General features: G+C 47.2%; 4 protein-coding genes. 3 read left to right on the top strand and 1 reads right to left on the bottom strand.

The window, feature by feature from the left end; translation table 11 throughout:
• Positions 1 to 34 precede the first annotated feature (34 nt).
• The 3 genes from KTO58_RS07915 to KTO58_RS07925 all read left to right on the top strand — a co-directional run bounded on the left by KTO58_RS07915 (position 35) and on the right by KTO58_RS07925 (position 24097).
• Positions 35 to 21694, top strand: coding sequence for a non-ribosomal peptide synthase/polyketide synthase (locus KTO58_RS07915; RefSeq protein ID WP_225860126.1), 21660 nt, complete (start codon positions 35 to 37; stop codon positions 21692 to 21694).
• 16 nt (positions 21695 to 21710) lie between these two features.
• On the top strand, positions 21711 to 22676 hold the full coding sequence (locus KTO58_RS07920) for a TauD/TfdA family dioxygenase (RefSeq protein WP_095839895.1): 966 nt from the start codon (positions 21711 to 21713) through the stop codon (positions 22674 to 22676).
• 122 nt (positions 22677 to 22798) lie between these two features.
• Entirely contained in the window at positions 22799 to 24097 is a 1299-nt protein-coding gene (locus KTO58_RS07925) for a KamA family radical SAM protein (RefSeq protein WP_198314978.1), read from the top strand.
• Between the two features lie 212 nt (positions 24098 to 24309).
• Here KTO58_RS07925 and KTO58_RS07930 read toward each other — a convergent pair whose 3' ends face one another.
• Positions 24310 to 25998: a pseudouridine synthase gene (locus KTO58_RS07930; protein ID WP_095839894.1), complete on the bottom strand. Its 1689-nt coding sequence runs from the start codon at positions 25996 to 25998 to the stop codon at positions 24310 to 24312.
• Between the last annotated feature and the right edge of the window lie 383 nt (positions 25999 to 26381).

Consider the following 26381-nt stretch of genomic DNA (forward strand, 5'->3'; position numbering starts at 1 on the left):
ACCGATTTATTCTAAAATTATTTGATAGATTATTATGTCAAGATCATTCATTCATTCCGTTATTGATAACAGGTCGGCAGCGCTAAAGGACCGGGTTGCAATTGAAGAGGAGGCTATCAGTATTAGTTATGGACACCTGCTTGAAAATAGTAACCAAATTGCTAATCTACTTGTTTCTCTGGGTGTTGTGACCGGAGATGTGGTCGGAGTGGCAATGTATTCATCTATCAGGTTAGTAACCAGTATGCTTGCTTGTTTTAAAAGCGATAGTATATATCTGCCATTAGATGTGAGTCAACCGGTGAACAGGCTGAGGCTAATGTTGTTGCAGGCACCCCCCAAGGTACTTATTACAACTGCCGAACAATTGGAAGATGTACGGGTGTTATTGATAGATAATGACATACCTGTTCCGGTGTTAATTGGATTGCCGGATACCGCAGCGGTCACTATTAACAGTCTGACATTAGAAGGAATGCACCTCATTGAAGTAGATACAACAAAGGTGCAGGTGATGCGTTGGGAGGATGGTATATATCAATTGTCGGTGACTACCCTGAATGAGTATGATGTCATAGCACCAGATATAGTGCAATCGCCAGATGCAGGTAATTATATATTTTATACTTCAGGGTCAACCGGGCTTCCCAAGGGAATACTTGGTTGTCATGAAAGTTTGAGTCATTATATATTGTGGCATCAGGAGGAATTCGAAGTTAATACAGAGTCCCGTATCAGTCAGCTGGCACCTGTTACATTTGATGCATCCCTAAAGGATATACTGGTTGCACTGGCAGCAGGGGCTACTTTATGTATACCATCTCCCGGTATCAGGTATCAGATACCTTTGCTGACCAGATGGCTCAAAGATCAGCGTATAAGTCTTCTGCAGACAGTACCATCTATGTTCCGCCTGGTCGTTCGTAATCTGAAAGAGCAAAATATACTGCTGACGGATATACGTTATGTTGCCTTGGCGGGAGAACGGCTATATGGACGTGATGTATCAAACTGGCGTAGCGTAAGTGGGGAAAGCGCTGTCATAGCTAACCTGTATGGGCTGACGGAAACGACTATATTGAAGTCCTGTTATCGTATACCTCATTGGGATTGGGAACCGGGTGAAGTGATACCTGTAGGGCAGGCGATATCCAATACCCTGATTGCAGTGATCAATGAAAATGGACTTTGTACAGAAGGAGAAGTTGGAGAGGTGTACATCAAAACTCCTTACGTCACTAAAGGGTACCTGGATACAGTACTCAATGAGGCCCTGTTTATACAGAATCCGCTGGTGAGCGATCGTATTGATATGGTATGCCGTACCGGTGACATCGGCCGTTACCGTGTAGACGGAAGTCTTGAACTACTGGGCAGACGGGATGACCAGGTGAAGTTACATGGTGTGCGGGTGGAACTGGATGGGGTGAAACGGTTATTGTTGCGGCAGGAAGGTATAGAGCAGGTAGAGTTATTGCTACACCAGGATGAAGAACTGAATAGTACTTTATTATGCTATTATACTGGGCGTCAGTATGAAAGCACGCAATTACGTCATCAGCTGGAGCAGGAGTTGCCGGCAGCGCATTTGCCAGGTCATTATATCTGGCTGGAGGAGTTTCCGTTGAATGTGAATGGCAAGGTAGACCGTAAGCGTCTACCACGTCCTGATTCCTTGTCAGGCGGAGATAACTATGAGGCTCCGCATGCAGGTCTGGAGCAGGAATTATCTGGTATTTGGCAGCAGATCCTGGGCGTTGACCGAATCAGCAGAACGGCATCTTTTTTTGTGGTGGGCGGCTCTTCGCTGAAAGCGATCCAGTTACTATCGCGTATCTACAAGGAGTATGAAGTACAGCTGACGATAGCAGATATTTTCAAACACACCACCTTGGCCGCTCAGTCTGCCCTGATCGGGGCATCGATAAAGGTGAATTATGAACCTATTCCTCCGGCAGCGCCACAGGCTCACTATCCGCTATCTTTTGCCCAGCGACGACTATGGGTGGTTGCCCAGCGGGAATCATCCGCACAACCCTTCAATGGACTTGAAGTATATCACCTGGAAGGCATATTGAATCCGGCAGCCCTCTCATCGGCATTTATGACCTTGCTGGAAAGACACGAAAGCCTGCGTACTGTGTTTGTGATGTCAGGAGGAGAGCCTGTACAACGTATACTCGAAGTGTCAGACACCGGTTTTTCAATTTCGTATGAAGATATCAGCGACCTACCCGATAGGGAGACACAGTTGAGCCATTTTATGCAGCAACTACAGGAACGTCCCTTTGTGCTGAGCGAAGGTCCCTTGTTACGGGTGTCATTATTACGGCAGTCTTCCACACAACATATGCTGTTGTTGTCGATTCATCATATCATATCAGATGAATGGTCCATGCAGATCATGGTGCGAGAGTTATTGTCACTGTATAATGCTTATAGTGATGGTCTGTCATCACCATTGTCTCCTCTTCGTATCCATTACAAAGATTATAGCGAATGGCAGCGAAATACAATAGGAGCGGGGCAGTTTGATACGGATCGCAAATATTGGTTGTCCCGTTTAAGTGGAGACCTGCCGGTACTGGCGCTGATACCGGACCATACCCGTCCGTCTGTACCGAGTTATCGTGGTGATCAGCTACAGTTTATTATAGAAAGTACAATAAGTTCCTCATTCAGGACTTACTTGGACAGCCGTGGTGCGACATTGTTTATGGGATTGTTGACGGTTGTCAAAACCTTACTGTACCGGTATACCGGTCAGCAGGACCTGATCATTGGTACTCCTGTTGCAGGACGTGAACATCCGGACCTGGAAGAACAGGTTGGTTATTACCTGAATACGCTGGCACTACGCAGTTACCCTTCCGGAGAAGATAGCTTTAATACCTACCTGTCGCAGATCAAATCGGTATCTCTTGAGGGTTTTGCACATCAGGGCTATCCTTTTGACCACCTGGTAGAGGAGTTGGGCGTTGGCGCAGATCTGAGCCGGAATCCGCTGTTCGATGTAGCGATAATATTACAGAATATCGATGTGAACCATGGTCATTCCCTACATATGCATGGGATCAGTGTAACGGCAGAACATCCGGAGCTACATATTAGTAAGGGAGACCTTCGTTTCCAGTTTGTGGAACAGGATGGCCGCATCAGCGGAAGTATAGAATATAATACGGATCTGTATGATCGTCCGCGTATAGAACAAATGGTGAGCGATCTACATACTGTTTTAAGCGGTTTATTACAGGATCCTGATCAACGGCTACGGGATCTTTTACATAAAGATGATACAGTTCTGCTGCGGGCTAATTTCACGCGTCCTTTTGAATTGACCCCCCCGGTGCCGCTGATCACTGTGATAGAGGAGCAGGTATCCCGTAATCCGGATGGATTGGCGGTAGAAGAGGAGAACAGCAGCATCAGCTATGTTGAATTATCGCGGCAGAGTAACCGTTTGTCGCATCTGTTGTATAGCTATGGCCTCACGGAAGTATGTACTGGTGTTTGCCTGGGAGCAGGTATAGGTGTCGTCACTGTGTTGCTGGGTTGTATCAAGAGTGGTAGTATCTACATGCCTGTAGACCTGAGTCAGCCACCGAAGCGCTTACAGTACTTGCTTCGGGAGAGTCGCCCAGGTCTGTTGATCACTACTTTAGGTGAACTTACCTCGCTGGTACCATTACTGGAAGAGCTGGATTGCCGGGTGCCTTATTTGTTAGGCTTACCGGAAAGCAGTGATAATATGCTTAACAGTTTATCCCTTGATGTGCATGGGCTGATCAGTATTTCGGGTACTACAGCGAGGTTGCTCCGCGATCAGGAAGGTGTTTATACCTCTTCGGAAGTGGCATTAGAAGATTATGAGAGTGCTTTTCCTGCCGTTGAGCCGTCGGAAGGGAAGGGTGGTTACATTTTTTATACCTCTGGTTCTACCGGTCATCCGAAGGGTATCCGCGGACGGTTGGATAGTCTGAGTCATTATATCGGGTGGCATACGGGTTGTTTTGGGATGAACCGGGAGAGCCGTATCAGCCAGCTGGCGCCGGTGACCTTCGATGCTTCTCTGAAGGATATATTGTCTGCACTATATAGCGGAGGCACTTTATGTGTCCCTTCAGCCGGGACCCGGCAGCAGATCCCGCAGTTGCTAACCTGGTTGTCTGCCCGGAAGGTGACGGTGTTACAGACGGTTCCTACTTTATTCCGCTTGCTGACCCGCAGTTTGAAAGACAGCGGAGAGCGGTTGTCCAGCTTACGGCATATTGTATTGGCCGGCGAACGCTTATATGGAAGAGATGTAGAGAACTGGCAATCTCACCAGGGAAGAGGCGCTATGTTATCTAACCTGTATGGTCTGACAGAAACGACGATATTAAAGAGCTGTTATCACATAACGGAAACGGTTTGGGGTGCCGGTGATGCGATACCGGTGGGCTTTGCGATGAAAGATGCTGTCTTTGGAGTATTAGACGGAGACGAGTTGTGTGGAATAGGAGAGATAGGAGAAGTTTATATCCGTAGCCCTTATATGAGTGGCGGTTACCTGGATGAAAGCCTGAATGGTAGTTTGTTTGTACAGAATCCGCTGTTGAGCGATCGTATTGATATGGTATGCCGTACCGGTGACATCGGCCGTTACCGTGTAGACGGAAGTCTTGAACTGCTGGGCAGACGGGATGACCAGGTGAAGTTACATGGTGTGCGGGTGGAACTGGATGGGGTGAAACGGTTATTGTTGCGGCAGGAAGGTATAGAGCAGGTAGAGCTATTGCTACACCAGGATGAAGAACTGAATGGTACTTTATTATGCTACTACACCGGGCGTCAGTATGAAAGCACGCAATTACGTCATCAGCTGGAGCAGGAGTTGCCGGCAGCGCATTTGCCAGGTCATTATATCTGGCTGGAGGAGTTTCCGTTGAATGTGAATGGCAAGGTAGACCGTAAGCGTCTACCACGTCCTGATTCCTTGTCAGGCGGAGATAACTATGAGGCTCCGCATGCAGGTCTGGAGCAGGAATTATCTGGTATCTGGCAGCAGATCCTGGGCGTTGACCGAATCAGCAGAACGGCATCTTTTTTTGTGGTGGGCGGCTCTTCGCTGAAAGCGATCCAGTTACTATCGCGTATCTACAAGGAGTATGAAGTACAGCTGACGATAGCAGATATTTTCAAACACACCACCTTGGCCGCTCAGGCTGCCCTGATCGGGGCATCGATAAAGGTGAATTATGAACCTATTCCTCCGGCAGCGCCACAGGCTCACTATCCGCTATCTTTTGCCCAGCGACGACTATGGGTCTTACATCAGTTAGAAGAAGGGATGGTAGCTTACAGCAGGCCGGTTGCTTATCTGATCAAGGGCATCTTTAATAAGGAGGCATTCGATAAAGCTTTTGAACAGGTAATACGTCGCCATGAGAGCTTGCGCACCCGCTTTCAGGTATTTGAAGGAGAGCCAAGACAATACATTGTCCCATATGAAGAAATGAATGTTCATGTGCGGTATGAAGCGTCCACCTATGCTACGAACAAGGAAGCGGCTATTCTGAATAAGATCAGACAGGAAGGTGAGCGAGCGTTCGATCTTGAAAATGGGCCATTGATACGTATTGTGATGTTGCAGCTAGCTTCAAATGAACACTTGATGGTGCTTTCTATTCATCATATTGTATCAGATGAGTGGTCTGTAGCGCTTTTGTTAAGAGAAATAATAGCTGGCTATAATGCAGGTGTTGCAGCGCAGATGATTAGTAGATCAGATTTACGTATACAGTACAGGGACTATACCCATTGGCAAATAGCCAATGTTGATCAAAAGCAACAGGAGGCGCGTAAATATTGGCATGAAAAGTTGAACGGGACACTACCGCTACTGGAGCTTCCGTTGGATAAGCCAAGACCATTAAGACAAAGCTTCCGAGGAGAACAACTGAAAATACAATTGCCGGTAGCATTAAAGAACAGTTTGCAACAGAAAACAGACGCCAATGGGGCTACCCTGTTTATGGGGCTGGTTGCGTTAGTGAATACGCTTCTATACAGATATACCGGTCAAAACGATATTATCATAGGGATGCCGGTGAGCGGGCGTGAACATCCTGATTTGGAGAATCAGGTAGGATTTTATGTCAATAATGTTGTTTTACGCACCTACCTGGATGGCACGACTAACTTTGATGATTATCTGGAGGTGGTTAGGGAGACGATGGTAGACGCCTACAACTACCAAAACTATCCTTTCGAACGGTTGATAGAAGAATTGAATGTAGTACGGGATATCAGCAGAACGGCATTGTTTGATGTTGCAGTTATCTGGCAGGACAAAGATAGAGAGCAAGCTGATGCGCTTATGGATCAGCTATCTATAGATAACTACCAGGTGGAAGTAACTTCAAGCCTCTATGACTTGAGTTTCTGGTTCCTGGAAAATACAGATGGCATCAGGTTGATATTGGAATATAATACGGATCTTTTTGAAAAGGCGCGTATTATACAAATGGGGGCTCACTTTCAACAGATAATGACGGTAATATTGTCAGACAATGATGCCCCGTTAAATAGCATATCCTACCTTTCTGAAGCGGAAAAGCAACATTTGTTGGCAATGCATACCCAAGAGGTCCGGTTGCCTTCAGAAGAACTGTTAACCACTTATTTTTCCACTCATAGTGTTACTTATCCGGATCGGATAGCGTTAGTGGACAAAAAAGGTAGCTATAGCTACAGCGATCTGGAAGAAAAGTCAAATAAACTGGCACATCGGCTGCAGCAACATAGAACGGGAAAAGATGTGCCGGTCGCTATCCTGTTGAAAAGAAATGTATGGTCAGCTATCTCAATTATAGGAGTACTGAAAACGGGAGCTCCTTACCTGCCCATTGATGTGTCGTATCCTACTGACCGTGTTCTGCTCTTACTTCGTGATGCTGGTGTAGAGATATTGATCACCGATAGGACGGATATCAGCTGGGAGGGAACTACGCTGACAACAGATGAGCTTGAGTTTACTTTAGATAATTTGAGTAGTGAAGGATTATCTATTGTTAATAGTTTAGAGGACCCTGCTTATATTATCTATACATCTGGCTCTAGTGGTACTCCTAAAGGTGTAATGGTTCCCCACCGGGCTTTAATGAATTATCTCCACTGGGCTAACCATTATTATTTTCAAGGTACGGCAGGGCATAGCTTTGGCGTCTTCACTTCCCTGTCATTCGATCTGACTATCACAAGCCTGTTAAGTGGTCTGATAAGAGGAGATAAGGTGTTTCTGATAGAAGAAGATGCAGAGGCGGCATTGCAGATTGTTTTTAGCCATGAAGAAATTACAGCAGTTAAGCTGACACCCGCACATATACTATTGATAGACCTGATAGACATTACGTCGACAAAAATAAATACAGCGATCGTTGGAGGAGAGGCCCTGCTTGAAGAGCACGTCAATATCCTGAAACGTTTGAATCCTGACATGCGTATTTTCAATGAATACGGTCCTACGGAAACCACGGTAGGATGTGCTGTGCAGGAAATCAGCTCATCTGACATCTCTATAGGGCGTCCGATCTGGAATACCCAGATACTATTGTTGGACGAGCACTTACAGCTGCAACCGGAGGGTATAACGGGAGAAATATGTATAGGCGGCGGTGGTCTTGCCTTAGGGTACCTGCGTCAGCAAGAGCTTACAGACCAGAAATTTATAAAACACCCTTATCAGAACGGATTATTGTACAGAACGGGAGATAGAGGCCGTTGGGCGTTTAAAGGAGAATTATTATATGAAGGGAGGTATGATGAACAGGTCAAAATACGAGGTTATCGTGTAGAGCCTGGAGAAGTGGAGAATATATTATTGCAGTTTCATTCAGTGAGTCAGGCTGTCGTTATAGCTAATAAAGAGCGCACCGGCCTGCTTGCGTATATAGTGCCAACTGAAAATTTTGAACGGGAAAGTATCTATACTTTTTTGAGGCAACGTCTACCTGCTTATATGGTACCGGTGTCAATATCCATACTGGAAGAATTACCCCTTACCACCAATGGAAAGATTGATAAACAATCTTTGCCGGAGCCGGATAAACTTTCGATCGCTGTTTTTAAAGAGCCGGTGAATGATGTCGAGGTATCCCTGTTGGCGGTATGGAAAGAGTTGCTGGAATTGGATCGCATAAGTACGGCTGATGACTTTTTTATGTTGGGTGGTCATTCTTTACTTGCGATCAAGATGATCATTGCGATCCGGAGTGCATTGGATGTTGAATTGACGTTGAAGGAAATTTTTGAATATACCACCATAGCTGCTCTGAGTAGTTATATACTGGACAATAACAAGGTAAAGGAATTACCGGCCATTGTAGCAGGCGAACGTCCTGCTCATCTGCCATTGTCCTATAGCCAGGAACGACTTTGGTTTATAGATCAGATGGGAGGCAGTGAACACTATCATATCAGTGCCGTCCTTGACCTTACAGGACAACTAGATATAGCTGCATTAACGGCTGCATTCCGCCAGGTGCTCGGTCGGCATGAGGTGTTGAGAACGGTCATACAAGCGATAGACGGTACGCCTTATCAGCAGATCATAGATGGTGCGGAGTGGCAGTTGAGTGTGATTGATGAGGACATTTACAAACAAGATCCGGGAGCTTTAGCGGCCGGTATCTCGACTTTGCTGCTGACGCCCTTTGACCTGTCTTCAGATTACATGTTGCGCGCCAGTTTGTTTGTACTGGACGATGCTAGTTACCGGTTGGTGCTGGTGGTACATCATATTGCTTTTGATGCCTGGTCTACCGGTGTCTTGGTGAAAGAGTTATCTGCCGTTTATGCGGCTCATCGTCAGGGAGTGCCTGCTGTGTTGCCGGCATTGCGGATACAATATGCCGACTATGCGCTATGGCAACGCTCTTACCTGGAAGGAGCGCTACTGGCTTCCAAGCTGGACTACTGGCGAAACCGTTTGGGTGGCTTATCTCCGTTGGAACTGCCTTTGGACTACCCACGTCCGGCTGTTCAGAGCCAGCGGGGTGCTATCCATCGCTTGCGGATAGATCGGGAGCTGACGGCTGACTTGCAGGCTTTATCCCAATCGCATGGTGTGACTTTGTTTATGACATTGTTGTCGGTGTTTAAGGTGTTGCTCTATCGTTATACAGGTCAGTCAGATATCTGCGTAGGTACTCCTGTTGCAGGCCGCAGTCACCAGGAGCAGGAAGGCTTGTTGGGCTTTTTTGTCAATACTTTGGCTATCCGGAGTACGGTATCCGGTATGGAACCTTTTACCACGTTGTTAGCGTCGCTGAAGTCCGGATTGTTATCGGATTATGATCACCAGGATGTTCCATTTGAGAAAGTGGTAGAGCAGTTGACCGATCAGCGTGATATGAGTCGCAGCCCGTTGTTCCAGGTGATGTTTTTATTAGAGCATGAACAGGAGGAAGGAGGGCTGGCATTAGCAGATATAACGATCCGCGATGTGGCAGCTGAGCAGCGGACCTCCAAGTTTGACCTGACGTTGTCGGTAACGGTGCTGGCAGAAGAATTATTGCTGGGTATAGAATACTGCACCGATCTGTTCGGTGCGAGCACGATAGAGCGGTTAGGAGGGCATTACCTATCATTATTAGGTGCAGTCGTGGCGTCTCCTTCGGGGCATATCGGAACACTACCGTTACTGGGTGCCGATGAAACAGCAGCGCTATTGTCGATGTCGCATGGTCCGGTATTGACTTATCCGGCAGATCAAACGTTGCTGGATCTGTTCAGAGAACAGGTCATCTATAATGGAGATGGCATAGCTGTAATATACGGCGATGATAACCTTACCTATGCGGATTTAGATAAACGTTCCAGCCAGTTGGCGCATTACCTGTCGATCAAGGGAGCCGGACATGGAATGCTGATCGGCCTTTGCACCGGACGTAACCTGGAAATGATAGTAGGTATGCTTGGTATTCTGAAGGCAGGAGCGGGATATGTTCCGATGGACCCATCTTATCCTGCGGATCGTTTACATTATATGTTGTCGGATACCGGTGCCCGGTTGGTAGTTACGCACTCTGCGCAACAGTCTATATTATCTACTAATGTGGATGCCTATGAGCTGCTGATGGTTGACCGGCTTCCTTCATTAACAGACAATTATAGTGATCACGTTGTGGGGCAGGTAAGTCCCTCAGACGTGGCGTATGTGATCTATACTTCCGGTTCTACGGGTCGTCCGAAGGGGGTGACGATCACCCATGGTGGTGTGGTGAACCTGGTACATGCCCAGACTGCTGCCATGAATATCACGTCGGTAGACCGGATACTTCAGTTTTCAAACTATAGTTTTGATGCATCTGTAGAACAGATTTTCCTGAGTTTATGTAATGGTAGTAGCCTGGTACTTTATCCGCAGGGATTGGAGCTAGACATTACCGGTTTTACTTCTTTATTGGAAGCAACGGGTGTGACGCACCTTCATGCGACGCCAGGTTTCCTGGAACAATTACCGGATGGCCGTCTAGCAGGACTGAAGCGATTGATAGCCGGTGGTGATGTATGCAGCCGGGAACTGTTGCTGAGATGGAAAGACCGTGTAAGTTTTTATAATGAGTATGGTCCAACGGAGACTACGGTGACGGCGTTGGAATATCCTAGTAGTATAAGTTCAGTTGCTCCTTCGGGCGTAGTGCCGATAGGGCGGCCCTTGGCGAATGTGTCGGCTTATATATTAGATGACTTCGGACAGTTACAGCCGGAAGGGGTTACCGGAGAGCTCTACCTGTCTGGTGTCCAGGTAAGTAATGGTTATTTAAATCAGCCCTTGCTGAATGCAAGTGTTTTTGTCGCTGATCCTTTTATCCCTGGTAACCGGATGTACCGTACGGGAGATCTTTGTCGGCGTCAGTCAGATGGTAATATCCTTTTTGTAGGAAGAAAGGATGAGCAGATCAAATTGCGTGGTTATCGTATAGAATTAGGAGAGATAGAAGAGGTACTACAGTCATACGATGGTGTACAGCAGGCCGCAGTACGATTATACAGTGTTGCTCCGCATACGGCGCAGTTACTGGGATATGTGGTATGGGCCGGCGAGCGTGACCCGGATGGGTTATTGTCTTATCTGAGTAGTAAGGTGCCGGGATATATGCTGCCTACGCAGTTAATAGATATGGATAGTTTTCCCTTAACAGTGAATGGGAAATTGGATAAAGGAGCTTTACCTGTTCCTGATATGGTGCCGGATACTGTTTATGCAGGTGCCCGTAATGAACTGGAGCAGCAGCTGGTAGATATGTGGGAACAATTGTTAGGTCGTGCACCTATTGGCATAACGGATAACTTTTTCTCGCTGGGAGGTCACTCATTACTGATCATGCGATTGTTGGCGGCTCTTCGTAAAGAGCTGGGAATAGAAGTACCCGTTAAGGCGTTGTTCCAGTATCCCACTATCTCGGCCTTATCTACCTACTTGTCAGAACAGCCATCGGTGCCGCTCATACCGGCCATTGTAGCAGGCGAACGTCCTGTTCATCTGCCATTGTCCTATAGCCAGGAACGGCTTTGGTTTATAGATCAGGTGGGAGGTAGTGAACACTATCATATCAGTGCCGTCCTTGATCTTGCAGGACAATTAGATATAGCAGCATTAACCGCTGCATTCCGCCAGGTGATCGAACGTCATGAGGTGTTGCGAACGGTTATACGAACGATAGACGGTACGCCTTATCAGCAGATCATGGACGGTGCGGAGTGGCAGTTGCGTGTGATTGATGAGGATATTTACAAACAAGATCCGGGAGCTTTAGCGGCCGGTATCTCGACCCTGCTGCTGACGCCCTTTGATCTGTCTTCAGATTATATGTTGCGCGCCAGTTTGTTTGTACTGGACGATGCTAGTTACCGGTTAGTGCTGGTGGTACATCATATTGCTTTTGATGCCTGGTCTACCGGTGTCCTGGTGAAGGAGTTGTCTGCCCTTTATGCGGCTCATGCTGAGGGTATTCCGGCTTATCGTCAGGGAGTACTTGCTGTACTGCCAGCATTGCGGATACAATACGCCGACTATGCGCTATGGCAACGCTCTTACCTGGAAGGAGCGCTACTGGCTTCCAAGCTGAACTACTGGCGGAACCGGTTGGGTGGCTTATCTCCGCTGGAACTGCCTTTGGATTACCCACGTCCGGCTGTTCAGAGCCAGCGGGGTGCTATCCATCGTTTGCGGATAGATCGGGAGCTGACGGCCGACTTGCAGGCTTTATCCCAATCGCATGGTGTGACTTTGTTTATGACATTGTTGTCGGTGTTTAAGGTGTTGCTCTATCGTTATACAGGTCAGTCAGATATCTGCGTAGGTACTCCTGTTGCAGGCCGTAGTCACCAGGAGCAGGAAGGCTTGTTGGGCTTTTTTGTCAATACTTTGGCTATCCGGAGTACGGTATCCGGTAGGGAACCTTTTACCACGTTGTTAGCGTCGCTGAAGTCCGGATTGTTATCGGACTATGATCACCAGGATGTTCCATTTGAGAAAGTGGTAGAGCAGTTGGTTGATCAGCGTGATATGAGTCGCAGTCCATTGTTCCAGGTGATGTTTTTATTAGAGCATGAACAGGAGGAAGGAGGGTTGGCATTAGCAGATATAACGATCCGCGATGTGGCAGCTGAGCAGCGGACCTCCAAGTTTGACCTGACGCTGTCGGTAACGGTGCTGGCAGAGGGACTGTCAGTGGGTATAGAATACTGCACCGATCTGTTCGGTGCGAGCACGATAGAGCGGTTAGGAGGGCATTACCTGTCATTATTAAGCGCTGTCGTGGCGTCTCCTTCCGGTCATATCGGAACATTATCATTGCTGGGTACCGGTGAAGCCGAACAACTGGAGCTGTTATCACAAGGAGCGATACACCATTATGAAGCCTTTGACACGGTTGCTGATCTGTTTGAAAGACAGGCATTGCAGACTCCGGCGGGTGTTGCCGTTTATTTTGAGGGAGCGGCCCTGACTTATAGGGAGCTGGATGAACGCTCCAATCAGTTAGGGCATTACCTGTTGGCGCAGGGAGTAGGACCGGATGTGTTAGTGCCGGTATGTATGGACCGTAGCCTGGAGCTGGTTATCTCGTTGTTAGGCGTACTGAAGGCGGGAGGTGCTTATGTGCCTTTAGATCCGTCTTATCCTGAAGATCGTTTAGGTTATATGTTGTCGGATAGTGGGGCCTCCGTGGTGTTGAGTAGTAATCGTGGTAATGGTTTAATGGATCAGCTATTTATGGATGGTCAGCCTCTTCACGGTCATCATCTTCATGTAGATACTGAATGGTCTGCTGTATCTGTTTATCCTACATCAAAAGTACCCCGTTCTGCGACCAGTAGTAATATTGCTTATGTGATCTATACTTCTGGAACGAGTGGTCGTCCTAAGGGAGTGGCAAATGAACACGGTGGATTATTGAACCGCTTGCAGTGGGGCCTTTCTTATTTTGGATTGCATATTGAAGATCGTTTATTGCAGAAGACCAGTATTGGCTTTGATGTATCCTTAAATGAGTTATGCTGGCCGTTGGTGAGTGGGGCCTGTTTACATTTAGCCAGTCCGGAGGGACATAAAGACCCTGTTTATATTAAGGAGGCGTTGGAACGTAGTGGTATCACCACGGTTCATTTTGTGCCTTCGATGTTATCTGCATTTTTGGATGTGTTAAGTGTGGGTGATCTTCCTTCGCTGGTGCGGGTGTTATGTAGTGGAGAGTCGCTGTTGCCGCACCATATAAAACATTTACAGTCTAAACTACCGCATGTTACTTTATATAACCTTTATGGGCCGACGGAGGCAGGCATAGAGGTGAGCTACTGGCAGGTTCCGGATGGTTATACCGGTGATCTGGTGCCTATCGGCCGGCCGGTGAGCAACACGCGTTTGTCTATCCTGGATGTGTCGGGCAATCCGGTGCCAGTGGGAGTAGCCGGGGAGTTGTGCATTGGCGGTATCCAGGTGGCCCGTTGTTACCTGAATGAGGCAACGTTGACGGATAGCCGCTTCCGGCAGACGGAGTTGGGTCGTCAATACTATACGGGTGATCTGGCCCGTTGGCAGCCCGACGGTAACATCATTTATCTGGGTCGCATGGATGGTCAGGTGAAGATCCGTGGTTACCGTATAGAAAAGGACGAGATCGTTCAATCTTTGCTGCGTCATGAAGCTATGCGTTCCGGTGTAGTAACGGTCTATGATCGGGAGGGGAGTGCTTACCTGGTGGCTTACTATACGGCAGATCGTTCTTTGTCATCCGGGGAGCTTCGTAGTTACCTGGAACAATGGCTGCCTGCTTACATGATACCTACCTGGTTCATCCAACTGGAGCAGCTGCCGGTGAATAACAGTGGTAAACTGGATTACAAGGCATTGCCGGTTCCGGATATTACTTCAGATGTTCCTTACATACCTGCCCGTAATGGACTGGAACAACAGCTGGTAGATATGTGGGAACAATTGTTAGGTCGTACACCTATTGGCATAACGGATAACTTTTTCTCGCTGGGAGGTCACTCATTACTGATCATGCGATTGTTGGCGGCTCTTCGTAAAGAGCTGGGAATAGAAGTACCCGTTAAGGCGTTGTTCCAGTATCCCACTATCTCGGTCTTATCTACCTACTTGTCAGAACAGCCATCGGTGCCGCTCATACCGGCCATTGTAGCAGGCGAACGTCCTGTTCATCTACCATTGTCCTATAGCCAGGAACGGCTTTGGTTTATAGATCAGGTGGGAGGTAGTGAACACTATCATATCAGTGCCGTCCTTGATCTTGCAGGACAATTAGATATAGCAGCATTAACCGCTGCATTCCGCCAGGTGATCGAGCGTCATGAGGTATTGCGAACGGTCATACAAACGATAGACGGCTTACCCTATCAACAGATCATGGATAGCGCGGACTGGGAATTGAGGGTAATTAACGAGGATATCTATAGGAATGATACAGGGGCGCTGGAAACAGGTATTACATCGTTACTACTAGTACCGTTTGATCTGTCTTCAGATTATATGTTGCGCGCGAGTTTGTTCGTGCTGGACGATACTAGTTACCGGTTGGTGCTGGTGGTACATCATATTGCTTTTGATGCCTGGTCTACCGGTGTCTTGGTGAAAGAGTTATCTGCCGTTTATGCGGCTCATCGTCAGGGAGTGCCTGCTGTGTTGCCGGCATTGCGGATACAATATGCCGACTATGCGCTATGGCAACGCTCTTACCTGGAAGGCGCCTTACTGGCTTCCAAGCTGGACTACTGGCGGAACCGTTTGGGTGGCTTATCTCCGTTGGAACTGCCTTTGGATTATCCACGTCCGGCTGTTCAGAGCCAGCGGGGTGCTGTTCATCGCTTGCGGATAGATCGGGAGCTGACGGCTGACTTGCAGGCTTTATCCCAATCGCATGGTGTGACTTTGTTTATGACATTGTTGTCGGTGTTTAAGGTGTTGCTCTATCGTTATACGGGTCAGTCAGATATCTGCGTAGGTACTCCTGTTGCAGGCCGCAGTCACCAGGAGCAGGAGGGCTTGTTGGGCTTTTTTGTCAATACTTTGGCTATCCGGAGTACGGTATCCGGTAGGGAACCTTTTACCACGTTGTTAGCGTCGCTGAAGTCCGGATTGTTATCGGATTATGATCACCAGGATGTTTCATTTGAGAAGGTGGTAGAGCAGTTGACCGATCAGCGTGATATGAGTCGCAGCCCGTTGTTCCAGGTGATGTTTTTATTAGAGCATGAACAGGAGGAAGGAGGGTTGGCATTAGCAGATATAACGATCCGCGATGTGGCAGCCGAGCAGCGGACCTCCAAGTTTGACCTGACGTTGTCGGTAACGGTGCTGGCAGAAGAATTATTGCTGGGTATAGAATACTGCACCGATCTGTTCGGTGCGAGCACGATAGAGCGGTTAGGAGGGCATTACCTATCATTATTAGGTGCAGTCGTGGCGTCTCCTTCGGGGCATATCGGAACACTACCGTTACTGGGTGCCGATGAAACAGCAGCGCTATTGTCGATGTCGCATGGTCCGGTATTGACTTATCCGGCAGATCAAACGTTGCTGGATCTGTTCAGAGAACAGGTCATCTATAATGGAGATGGCATAGCTGTAATATACGGCGATGATAACCTTACCTATGCGGATTTAGATAAACGTTCCAGCCAGTTGGCGCATTACTTGTCGATCAAGGGAGCCGGACATGGAATGCTGATCGGCCTTTGCACCGGACGTAACCTGGAAATGATAGTAGGTATGCTTGGTATTCTGAAGGCAGGAGCGGGATATGTTCCGATGGACCCATCTTATCCTGCGGATCGTTTACATTATATGTTGTCGGATACCGGTGCCCGGTTGGTAGTTACGCACTCTGCGCAACAGTCTATATTATCTACTAATGTGGATGCCTATGAGTTGCTGATGGTTGACCGGCTTCCTTCATTAACAGACAATTATAGTGATCACGTTGTGGGGCAGGTAAGTCCCTCAGACGTGGCGTATGTGATCTATACTTCCGGTTCTACGGGTCGTCCGAAGGGGGTGACGATCACCCATGGTGGTGTGGTGAACCTGGTACATGCCCAGACTGCTGCCATGAATATCACGTCGGCAGACCGGATACTTCAGTTTTCAAACTATAGTTTTGATGCATCTGTAGAACAGATTTTCCTGAGTTTATGTAATGGCAGTAGCCTGGTACTTTATCCGCAGGGATTGGAGCTAGACATTGCCGGCTTTACTTCTTTATTGGAAGCAACGGGTGTGACGCACCTTCATGCGACGCCAGGTTTCCTGGAACAATTACCGGATGGCCGTCTAGCAGGACTAAAGCGGTTGATAGCCGGTGGTGATGTATGCAGCCGGGAACTGTTGCTGAGATGGAAAGACCGTGTAAGTTTTTATAATGAGTATGGTCCAACGGAGACTACGGTGACGGCGTTGGAATATCCTAGTAGTATAAGTTCAGTTGCTCCTTCGGGCGTAGTGCCGATAGGGCGGCCCTTGGCGAATGTGTCGGCTTATATATTAGATGACTTCGGACAGTTACAGCCGGAAGGGGTTACCGGAGAGCTCTACCTGTCTGGTGTCCAGGTAAGTAATGGTTATTTAAATCAGCCCTTGCTGAATGCAAGTGTTTTTGTCGCTGATCCTTTTATCCCTGGTAATCGGATGTACCGTACGGGAGATCTTTGTCGGCGTCAGTCAGATGGTAATATCCTTTTTGTAGGAAGAAAGGATGAGCAGATCAAATTGCGTGGTTATCGAATAGAATTAGGAGAGATAGAAGAGGTACTACAGTCATACGATGGTGTACAGCAGGCCGCAGTACGATTATACAGTGTTGCTCCGCATACGGCGCAGTTACTGGGGTATGTGGTATGGGCCGGCGAGCGTGACCCGGATGGGTTATTGTCTTATCTAAGTAGTAAGGTGCCGGGATATATGCTGCCTACGCAGTTAATAGATATGGATAGTTTTCCCTTAACAGTGAATGGGAAATTGGATAAAGGAGCTTTACCTGTTCCTGATATGGTGCCGGATACTGTTTATGCAGGTGCCCGTAATGAACTGGAGCAGCAGCTGGTAGATATGTGGGAACAATTGTTAGGTCGTACACCTATTGGCATAACGGATAACTTTTTCTCGCTGGGAGGTCACTCATTACTGATCATGCGATTGTTGGCGGCTCTTCGTAAAGAGCTGGGAATAGAAGTACCCGTTAAGGCGTTGTTCCAGTATCCCACTATCTCGGCCTTATCTACCTACTTGTCAGAACAGCCATCGGTGCCGCTCATACCGGCCATTGTAGCAGGCGAACGTCCTGTTCATCTGCCATTGTCCTATAGCCAGGAACGGCTTTGGTTTATAGATCAGGTGGGAGGTAGTGAACACTATCATATCAGTGCCGTCCTTGATCTTGCAGGACAATTAGATATAGCAGCATTAATCGCTGCATTCCGCCAGGTGATCGAGCGTCATGAGGTATTGCGAACGGTCATACAAACGATAGACGGCTTACCCTATCAACAGATCATGGATAGCGCGGACTGGGAATTGAGGGTAATTAATGAGGATATCTATAGGAATGATACAGGGGCGCTGGAAACAGGTATTACATCGTTACTACTAGTACCGTTTGATCTGTCTTCAGATTATATGTTGCGCGCGAGTTTGTTCCTGCTTGACGATGCTAGTTACCGGCTGGTGCTGGTGGTACATCATATTGCTTTTGATGCCTGGTCTACCGGTGTTCTGGTGAAAGAGTTATCTGCCGTTTATGCGGCTCATCGTCAGGGAGTGCCTGCTGTGTTGCCGGCATTGCGGATACAATATGCCGACTATGCGCTATGGCAACGCTCTTACCTGGAAGGAGCGCTACTGGCTCCCAAGCTGGACTACTGGCGGAACCGGTTGGGTGGCTTATATCCGCTGGAACTGCCTTTGGATTATCCACGTCCGGCTGTTCAGAGCCAGCGGGGCGCTGTCCGGTATTTGTCGGTGAATAAGACGCTGACGGCTGACTTGCAGGCTTTATCCCAATCGCATGGTGTGACTTTGTTTATGACATTGTTGTCGGTGTTTAAGGTGTTGCTCTATCGTTATACGGGTCAGTCAGATATCTGCGTAGGTACTCCTGTTGCAGGCCGCAGTCACCAGGAGCAGGAAGGCTTGTTGGGCTTTTTTGTCAATACTTTGGCTATCCGGAGTACGGTATCCGGTAGGGAACCTTTTACCACGTTGTTAGCGTCGCTGAAGTCCGGATTGTTATCGGATTATGATCACCAGGATGTTCCATTTGAGAAAGTGGTAGAGCAGTTGACCGATCAGCGTGATATGAGTCGCAGCCCGTTGTTCCAGGTGATGTTTTTATTAGAGCATGAACAGGAGGAAGGAGGGTTGGCATTAGCAGATATAACGATCCGCGATGTGGCAGCTGAGCAGCGGACCTCCAAGTTTGACCTGACGCTGTCGGTAACGGTGCTGGCAGAGGGACTGTCAGTGGGTATAGAATACTGCACCGATCTGTTCGGTGCGAGTACGATAGAGCGGTTAGGAGGGCATTACCTGTCATTATTAAGTGCTGTCGTGGCGTCTCCTTCCGGTCATATCGGAACATTATCATTGCTGGGTACCGGCGAAGCCGAACAACTGGAGCTGTTATCACAAGGAGCGATACACCATTATGAAGCCTTTGACACGGTTGCTGATCTGTTTGAAAGACAGGCATTGCAGACTCCGGCGGGTGTTGCCGTTTATTTTGAGGGAGCGGCCCTGACCTATAGGGAGCTGGATGAACGCTCCAATCAGTTAGGGCATTACCTGTTGGCGCAGGGAGTAGGACCGGATGTGTTAGTGCCGGTATGTATGGACCGTAGCCTGGAGCTGGTTATCTCGTTGTTAGGCGTACTGAAGGCGGGAGGTGCTTATGTGCCTTTAGATCCGTCTTATCCTGAAGATCGTTTAGGTTATATGTTGTCGGATAGTGGGGCCTCCGTGGTGTTGAGTAGTAATCGTGGTAATGGTTTAATGGATCAGCTATTTATGGATGGTCAGCCTCTTCACGGTCATCATCTTCATGTAGATACTGAATGGTCTGCTGTATCTGTTTATCCTACATCAAAAGTACCCCGTTCTGCGACCAGTAGTAATATTGCTTATGTGATCTATACTTCTGGAACGAGTGGTCGTCCTAAGGGAGTGGCAAATGAACACGGTGGATTATTGAACCGCTTGCAGTGGGGCCTTTCTTATTTTGGATTGCATATTGAAGATCGTTTATTGCAGAAGACCAGTATTGGCTTTGATGTATCCTTAAATGAGTTATGCTGGCCGTTGGTGAGTGGGGCCTGTTTACATTTAGCCAGTCCGGAGGGACATAAAGACCCTGTTTATATTAAGGAGGCGTTGGAACGTAGTGGTATCACCACGGTTCATTTTGTGCCTTCGATGTTATCTGCATTTTTGGATGTGTTAAGTGTGGGTGATCTTCCTTCGCTGGTGCGGGTGTTATGCAGTGGAGAGTCGCTGTTGCCGCACCATATAAAACATTTACAGTCTAAACTACCGCATGTTACTTTATATAACCTTTATGGGCCGACGGAGGCAGGCATAGAGGTGAGCTACTGGCAGGTTCCGGATGGTTATACCGGTGATCTGGTGCCTATCGGCCGGCCGGTGAGCAACACGCGTTTGTCTATCCTGGATGTGTCGGGCAATCCGGTGCCAGTGGGAGTAGCCGGGGAGTTGTGCATTGGCGGTATCCAGGTGGCCCGTTGTTACCTGAATGAGGCAACGTTGACGGATAGCCGCTTCCGACAGACGGAGTTGGGTCGTCAATACCATACGGGTGATCTGGCCCGTTGGCAGCCCGACGGTAACATCATTTATCTGGGTCGCATGGATGGTCAGGTGAAGATCCGTGGTTACCGTATAGAAAAGGACGAGATCGTTCAATCTTTGCTGCGTCATGAAGCTATGCGTTCCGGTGTAGTAACGGTCTATGATCGGGAGGGGAGTGCTTACCTGGTGGCTTACTATACGGCAGATCGTTCTTTGTCATCTGGGGAGCTTCGTAGTTACCTGGAACGATGGCTGCCTGCTTACATGATACCTACCTGGTTCATCCAACTGGAGCAGCTGCCGGTGAATAACAGTGGTAAACTGGATTACAAGGCATTGCCGGTTCCGGAACTCAGGGATGAAGATGCGTATGTAAGTCCGGAAACAGCATTGGAGATACAAATAGCGGATATCTGGAAAGGCGTGCTTCAGGTTGCCAAGGTGGGTGTTACCGATAATTTCTTTGCAGTAGGCGGGCATTCACTCAAGCTGATACAACTGACGCAGAGAATGAACCAGCAATTAGACTGGCAACTGACGCTGAGTGATATTTTAAGATATCCGACGATCAGAGAACTGATCCTACTGGCGCCGAAGGAAAAGAAAGACGACATTTTGATCCCGCTTAACAATATCTATCCCGGGCTTCCGGCATTGTATTGTTGTCCTCCTCTGGTAGGCGCTTCTTTTATTTACCTGGATCTGGCGAATGTAGTAGAAGGAACTTTCAACTGTTTTGGTTGGCAGGATGCCGGATTTATGAATAAAGCTGACTTTGACCAGAGTATTGCAATAAAAGCCGAACGTTTTGCCAAAGCTTTTATGGAGCAGGATACGACGAGGGTATGTACGTTGCTGGGTTTCTCTTTTGGAGGGACTGTAGCTTTTGAGGTCGCAAAAATATTAGAGCAAAAAGGGGTAGAGGTACAGCTGGTATTACTGGACAGGAATGTTAGCGAGTCCAAATCCCGTAAGAGTAAAACGGGTATTGGTGACGACGAGACTTTAAGAGAAGAACTGGCATTGTTGGAAAACTGGTTGGATGATCTTAATGGATCGGAGGAAGAAAAAGAAAGGATTACCATGTTATTTCACCATAATATTAGTCTTACTCAGCAGTATAAGCAGACAGGTCGTATTAACGGGCCTATCAGGGCCTTTAAGTCGCGGCAAAATATAGGAGATAGTTTTGTCCACATGAAAGACTGGGCCAAGTACACTAAAGGATCATTTGAACATACTTATTTGAAGGGAGGGCATTACGATGCTATCAGATTACCGGAAAATCTCCGTGTCATAGCGGCCATGTTGTCAGCAGCAAAAGTTTTATAAACAAAAAAATATAGTTATGAGCTTACAAAAAAATCAGATAACCATTGGAGAGGAACAACTACCCCGGCTAGTAACGCTTGAAGCCAATACGGGGATCTCCGAATTTGTCGATTGGCACAATAGCAATAAAGAATGGCTGGAGACCAGCTTATTGAAGTCTGGTGCTTTGCTGATAAGAGGTGTAGCAATAAATACTATAGGTGATTTTAGCCAGCTTATGGCGCAAATTTGTCCGAAGTCTGATAGTTTTCTGGATGGGAATTCTAGTAGGAGTAAGCATACATCGAATGTATACAATGCATCAGAATATGATAATGGAGCTATCATCAGATTGCATACAGAATATTCATATTCCAATCTATGGCCGTCGAGGATTTTCTTTTGTTGTATTAACGTGGCTACGACGGGAGGGGAGACGACTGTTGGAGATGCTAAACGAATGCTAGATCTGCTGTCGCCTGAAATTGTAGAAGAATTCGAAAGAAAGGGCATTACCTATATCCGTAATCTGCATGGAGGCGCCGGGCTTGGTCCTTCCTGGCAGGAGGCTTTCGAAACGAAAAGTAAAACTTTCCTGGAAGAATATTGCCAAAAGAATGCAATAGAAGTACAATGGAAGGCAGGTGATGCTGTGAGATTAGTACAGGTACGACCCGCTATCAGGCGACATCCTGTTACGGGCGACAGGATATGGTTTAACCAGGTAGATCAGTTTTATCCGATCATTTATGGAGAAGATGTATTCAATACCCTGATGCAGTTATGTAACAATGAGCATGATGCGTTGCCTATGTATGCCAGATATGGTGACGGTACGGAAATCCAGCAGGAATATATAGAAGAGATTGTAAAATTACTGGATGAAGTGCTGATACCTGTGCCCTGGCAGAAAGGAGATCTGCTAATGGTCGATAATATGTTGTCGCTGCATGGTAGATTACCATTTACCGGTGAACGGAAAGTGCTGGTATCTATGACCTGATATAAAATATACATACCGGGGTTCTGTCTTTAGTTATTTGCCCGCAAGTCTGTAAAAAAGCCCCACCTTTTAGAGAAAAGAATGCCCTGAAATCCCATTGCTATGCCCATAATCTATAGACAATGACTAAGTTCAAATCATTTAACATCAATAATCTGGAGAATATTCCACAGTTAAGACATATAGATGCTCAACTGCTTGATGAAATAAAAATAGTAAGCGAGGTATATCCCTTTAAAACGAACAATTATGTGTTGGAGAACCTCATCAACTGGGATGATGTTCCACATGATCCGATATACCGGCTGAACTTCCCTCATCGCGAGATGCTGATTGAGGAGCACTATGATAAGATCGTCTGGGGAAAGAAGAACCTGGATGATAAAGCATTTCGTTTTTTGGTGCATGATATCCGGATGGAACTTAATCCACATCCTGCAGGACAGACATTTCACAATGTACCATTTCTCGAAGGTGAAAGACTGGAAGGTATGCAACATAAGTATCGGCATACGATCCTCTTTTTTCCCAGTCACAGTCAAACTTGTCACGCTTATTGTACTTTTTGTTTCCGCTGGCCTCAATTTATCAACGATCTGGATTTCAAGATACAGGCCAAAGAGGTAAACCTGCTGGTAAATTACCTGGAGGCCAATCCGCATGTTTCGGAGGTATTGCTGACAGGCGGAGATCCGATGATCATGTCGCCTAGGATCATGGATGCTTATATTGCGCCATTGATGAAAGTAAAAAGCCTTAAAACGATCCGGATCGGTACGAAGGCTCTTACTTATTGGCCGAATAAGTTCACTTCTGATCCTGAGAAAGAGGAGCTGCTTCAGGTGTTGCAGCGAATTGTACAAGGAGGAAAACATCTGGCGATCATGGCACATTTCAATCATTGGGTGGAAATGATGCCACCGGTGGTCGGGGATGCAATCAGTAACCTCCGGAAAATAGGGGTGGAGATCCGTACCCAGGCGCCGTTACTGCGTAACATAAATAATAATCCGGCTGTATGGTCCCGGATGTGGGATTATCAGGTGCAACTGGGCTGTATCCCTTATTATATGTTTCTGCCCCGCGATACCGGCGCTCAACATTATTTCGCTGAGCCTTTGCAGAATGCTTTGTCTATCTACCGGCAGGCTATACATAATGTCAGTGGATTGGGCAGGACCGTAAGAGGGCCTGTAATGTCGATGACGAGCGGCAAAGTAGAACTACTGGATATTGAAGATGATGTATTTCACCTGCGGTTTTTGCAGCATAGGATACCTGATACGGCCTATCGTTTGTTTAAGGCCAAGGCAGTCAATGATAACCCGAAATGGTTTGATGATCTCACCAGTTTTTCAGAACGCTATGATGGCTTCTTTAACCTGCATACGGAAGAGCAGTTTGTACATTTCGATCAATAATTCCGGATATTGACAGGGCAAATAACGATGTGTTGTAGCATGAGATAGCATTCATATACCTTCTACGCTGATTTTATGGTCAGTGGTTGATATATAAAAAAAGCCAGGGAATTTCCCTGGCTTTTTTTATGCTGTTTATAGGCTACGGTAAATTTTTCTTATGTTTTTGATTGAGTTGGCTTTGGAGGCATTCGTATGCATGCGGTAGTCAATCAGAAATTTTCCTGGACTTCGAAGCTGATCCGTTCTCTTTTCTGCGGGTGTAGAAATTCGATGTATGCAGCATGCAGGTACATTCTTTCGGATGCGGCGCCGTAGAGGTCATCTCCTACTATGGGGGCATTGAGTCCAAGTTCATGTGCTGAGTGCATCCTTAGTTGGTGTGTTCTTCCTGTAAGTGGCCAGAAAATAACTTTGGTCATAGCCTCCAGCCGTTTGATCACTTTCCACCGGGTGACGCTTTTTTTGCCGGATTGAAAACAGACCAGTTGTCTGGGCCGGTTTAGCAGATCGGCGCATAGCGGGAGGTTTATTTCTCCCTCTGATTCTTCGATCACTTTGGACAGCAAGGCTGTATAGCGTTTGACTACGGTGCGTTGTAAAAACTGTCTTTGGAGATGTTTGTGTGTGCCTACGGTTTTAGCTACGACCAACAGCCCGGAGGTATCCATATCCAGGCGATGGATCATCAACGGTTCTGTATCTCCCCATATCGCTTTCAGTCTTGTATATACGGAGTCCTGTATGTTTACGCCGGGGACAGAGCGTAGTCCTTCCGGCTTGTTGACTACAGCGAGGTTTTCATCTTCAAAGAGTATTTCAAGGGGGCTGGTTTTCTCCGGGTTGTGTAAAAGTGGGTTTTCGTCGACAGGTATTCCTTCCAGCATATGTGCCAGAATCGGTTTACACTTACCTGTACAGGAGGGGTAATAGTGTTTATGTTTTCTTATCTCTGAGGTGGGTGAAGCTCCCCACCAGAACTCTGCCATAACAATTGGCTTATAGCCATTCAAGAAGGCAAACTGCAACAACTTGGGCATGGCGCATTCGCCTGCTGCGGACGGTGGTTGGCCCAAAGCGGTTGTGCTGAAAATTTCCTGTAAACTTTTGCTTTTGCCCTCTTTGTTTAAAAAGACATATTGATCGAAAAGTTGTTGTTGCAGGGCTGCTGATCTTTCTTTGCGTTCCTGTTTCAGGTTTTCGATAGTTGTATTGAATTGTGCGAGCTTTGTCTGGATGTTTTCCAGCACCTCTTTCCATTTGTTGGTGAGGTCTCTCAGCTGGCGTTTATCGTACAAACTTTGTTTGACGAGTTCCGATTCGGCGGCTTCATATTCTTGCTGTTCCAGACGGCTTTTTAGTGCCTGGCGCAGTGTCTGCCTGTTGTGTTTATTTGTTTTTAGTTGTTTTTTTAAAGCGGTTATTTCCTGCAGGGACCGGGAGGTTGATTGTTCCAGGTTGTGGTGCAGGTGTTTGTAACTGGTATCTGCGTTTATTGCCTTTAATTGGGTGTTGATTGTGTTGATTACTTCGACTTTTTTGAGGAAGAAGCTGTTTTCCGTGAGCATATCGAATACTGGCGGAACAAATCCCGGGTGGTCATTGGTACCGGCCAGTTTACCGGAGAATGCGGACAAATAGCCCAGTTTGCCTTTGGTATCCTGTACGACCAGGACGCCAAACATCTTGCCGATAGCGGAAGCTTTATTACTGGTATCTAGTCCGAAGTTATGATCGAGGTCTGTTTGTGTTTCCAGGTAGTGTTGCAGTTCGGCGGCGGCTAATTGGGCAAGTGGATGTGGTTCGTAATAAAAGGGGAAAGTGAACTTCTCTGGTAATGTTATGCCGGCTATAGCGGCCTGTGGCAGATAAGAAATCCTACTACTATGACAATCTTTCACCTGATTTTGTATGATTAGGACTGCAAAATTATCGTTTCTGGCTTAATAGGGCTAAAAAAATATCCTATTCCCGGTATCGGGCGGCATGGTCTGAGGGTTGCCGGTGGAGGGGACGGGGCAGCGTATTGTTATATATGGGATGATCGGCCCCGACGGTCAGACCGGTAAGATCATCGGTGAGGGGTATTGTCCGGGAACTGTCGGTTTGCCCGAGATAGGCAGGTAACACGCTTGCCTGGCGTAATTTTATCCATTTTCTCTCATATTTCCGGTCTTTTCGGGAATGAGCATTTACGGGGACTAAAAAATATTTTGGCAGGCAAAATTGGGGTTTCAGAAAGTGACGGGACGTCCGACCCCTTATGAGCGATGTAATATCCAGA

The organism is Chitinophaga pendula (assembly GCF_020386615.1).
GTDB classification, from domain to species: domain Bacteria; phylum Bacteroidota; class Bacteroidia; order Chitinophagales; family Chitinophagaceae; genus Chitinophaga; species Chitinophaga pendula.

What these genes read in the sequence shown, in the direction of transcription:
- KTO58_RS07915 (WP_225860126.1), top strand. Translation starts at nt 35, where the DNA reads ATGTCAAGATCATTCATTCATTCCGTTATTGATAACAGGTCGGCAGCG.
- KTO58_RS07925 (WP_198314978.1), top strand. Translation starts at nt 22,799, where the DNA reads ATGACTAAGTTCAAATCATTTAACATCAATAATCTGGAGAATATTCCA.
- KTO58_RS07920 (WP_095839895.1), top strand. Translation starts at nt 21,711, where the DNA reads ATGAGCTTACAAAAAAATCAGATAACCATTGGAGAGGAACAACTACCC.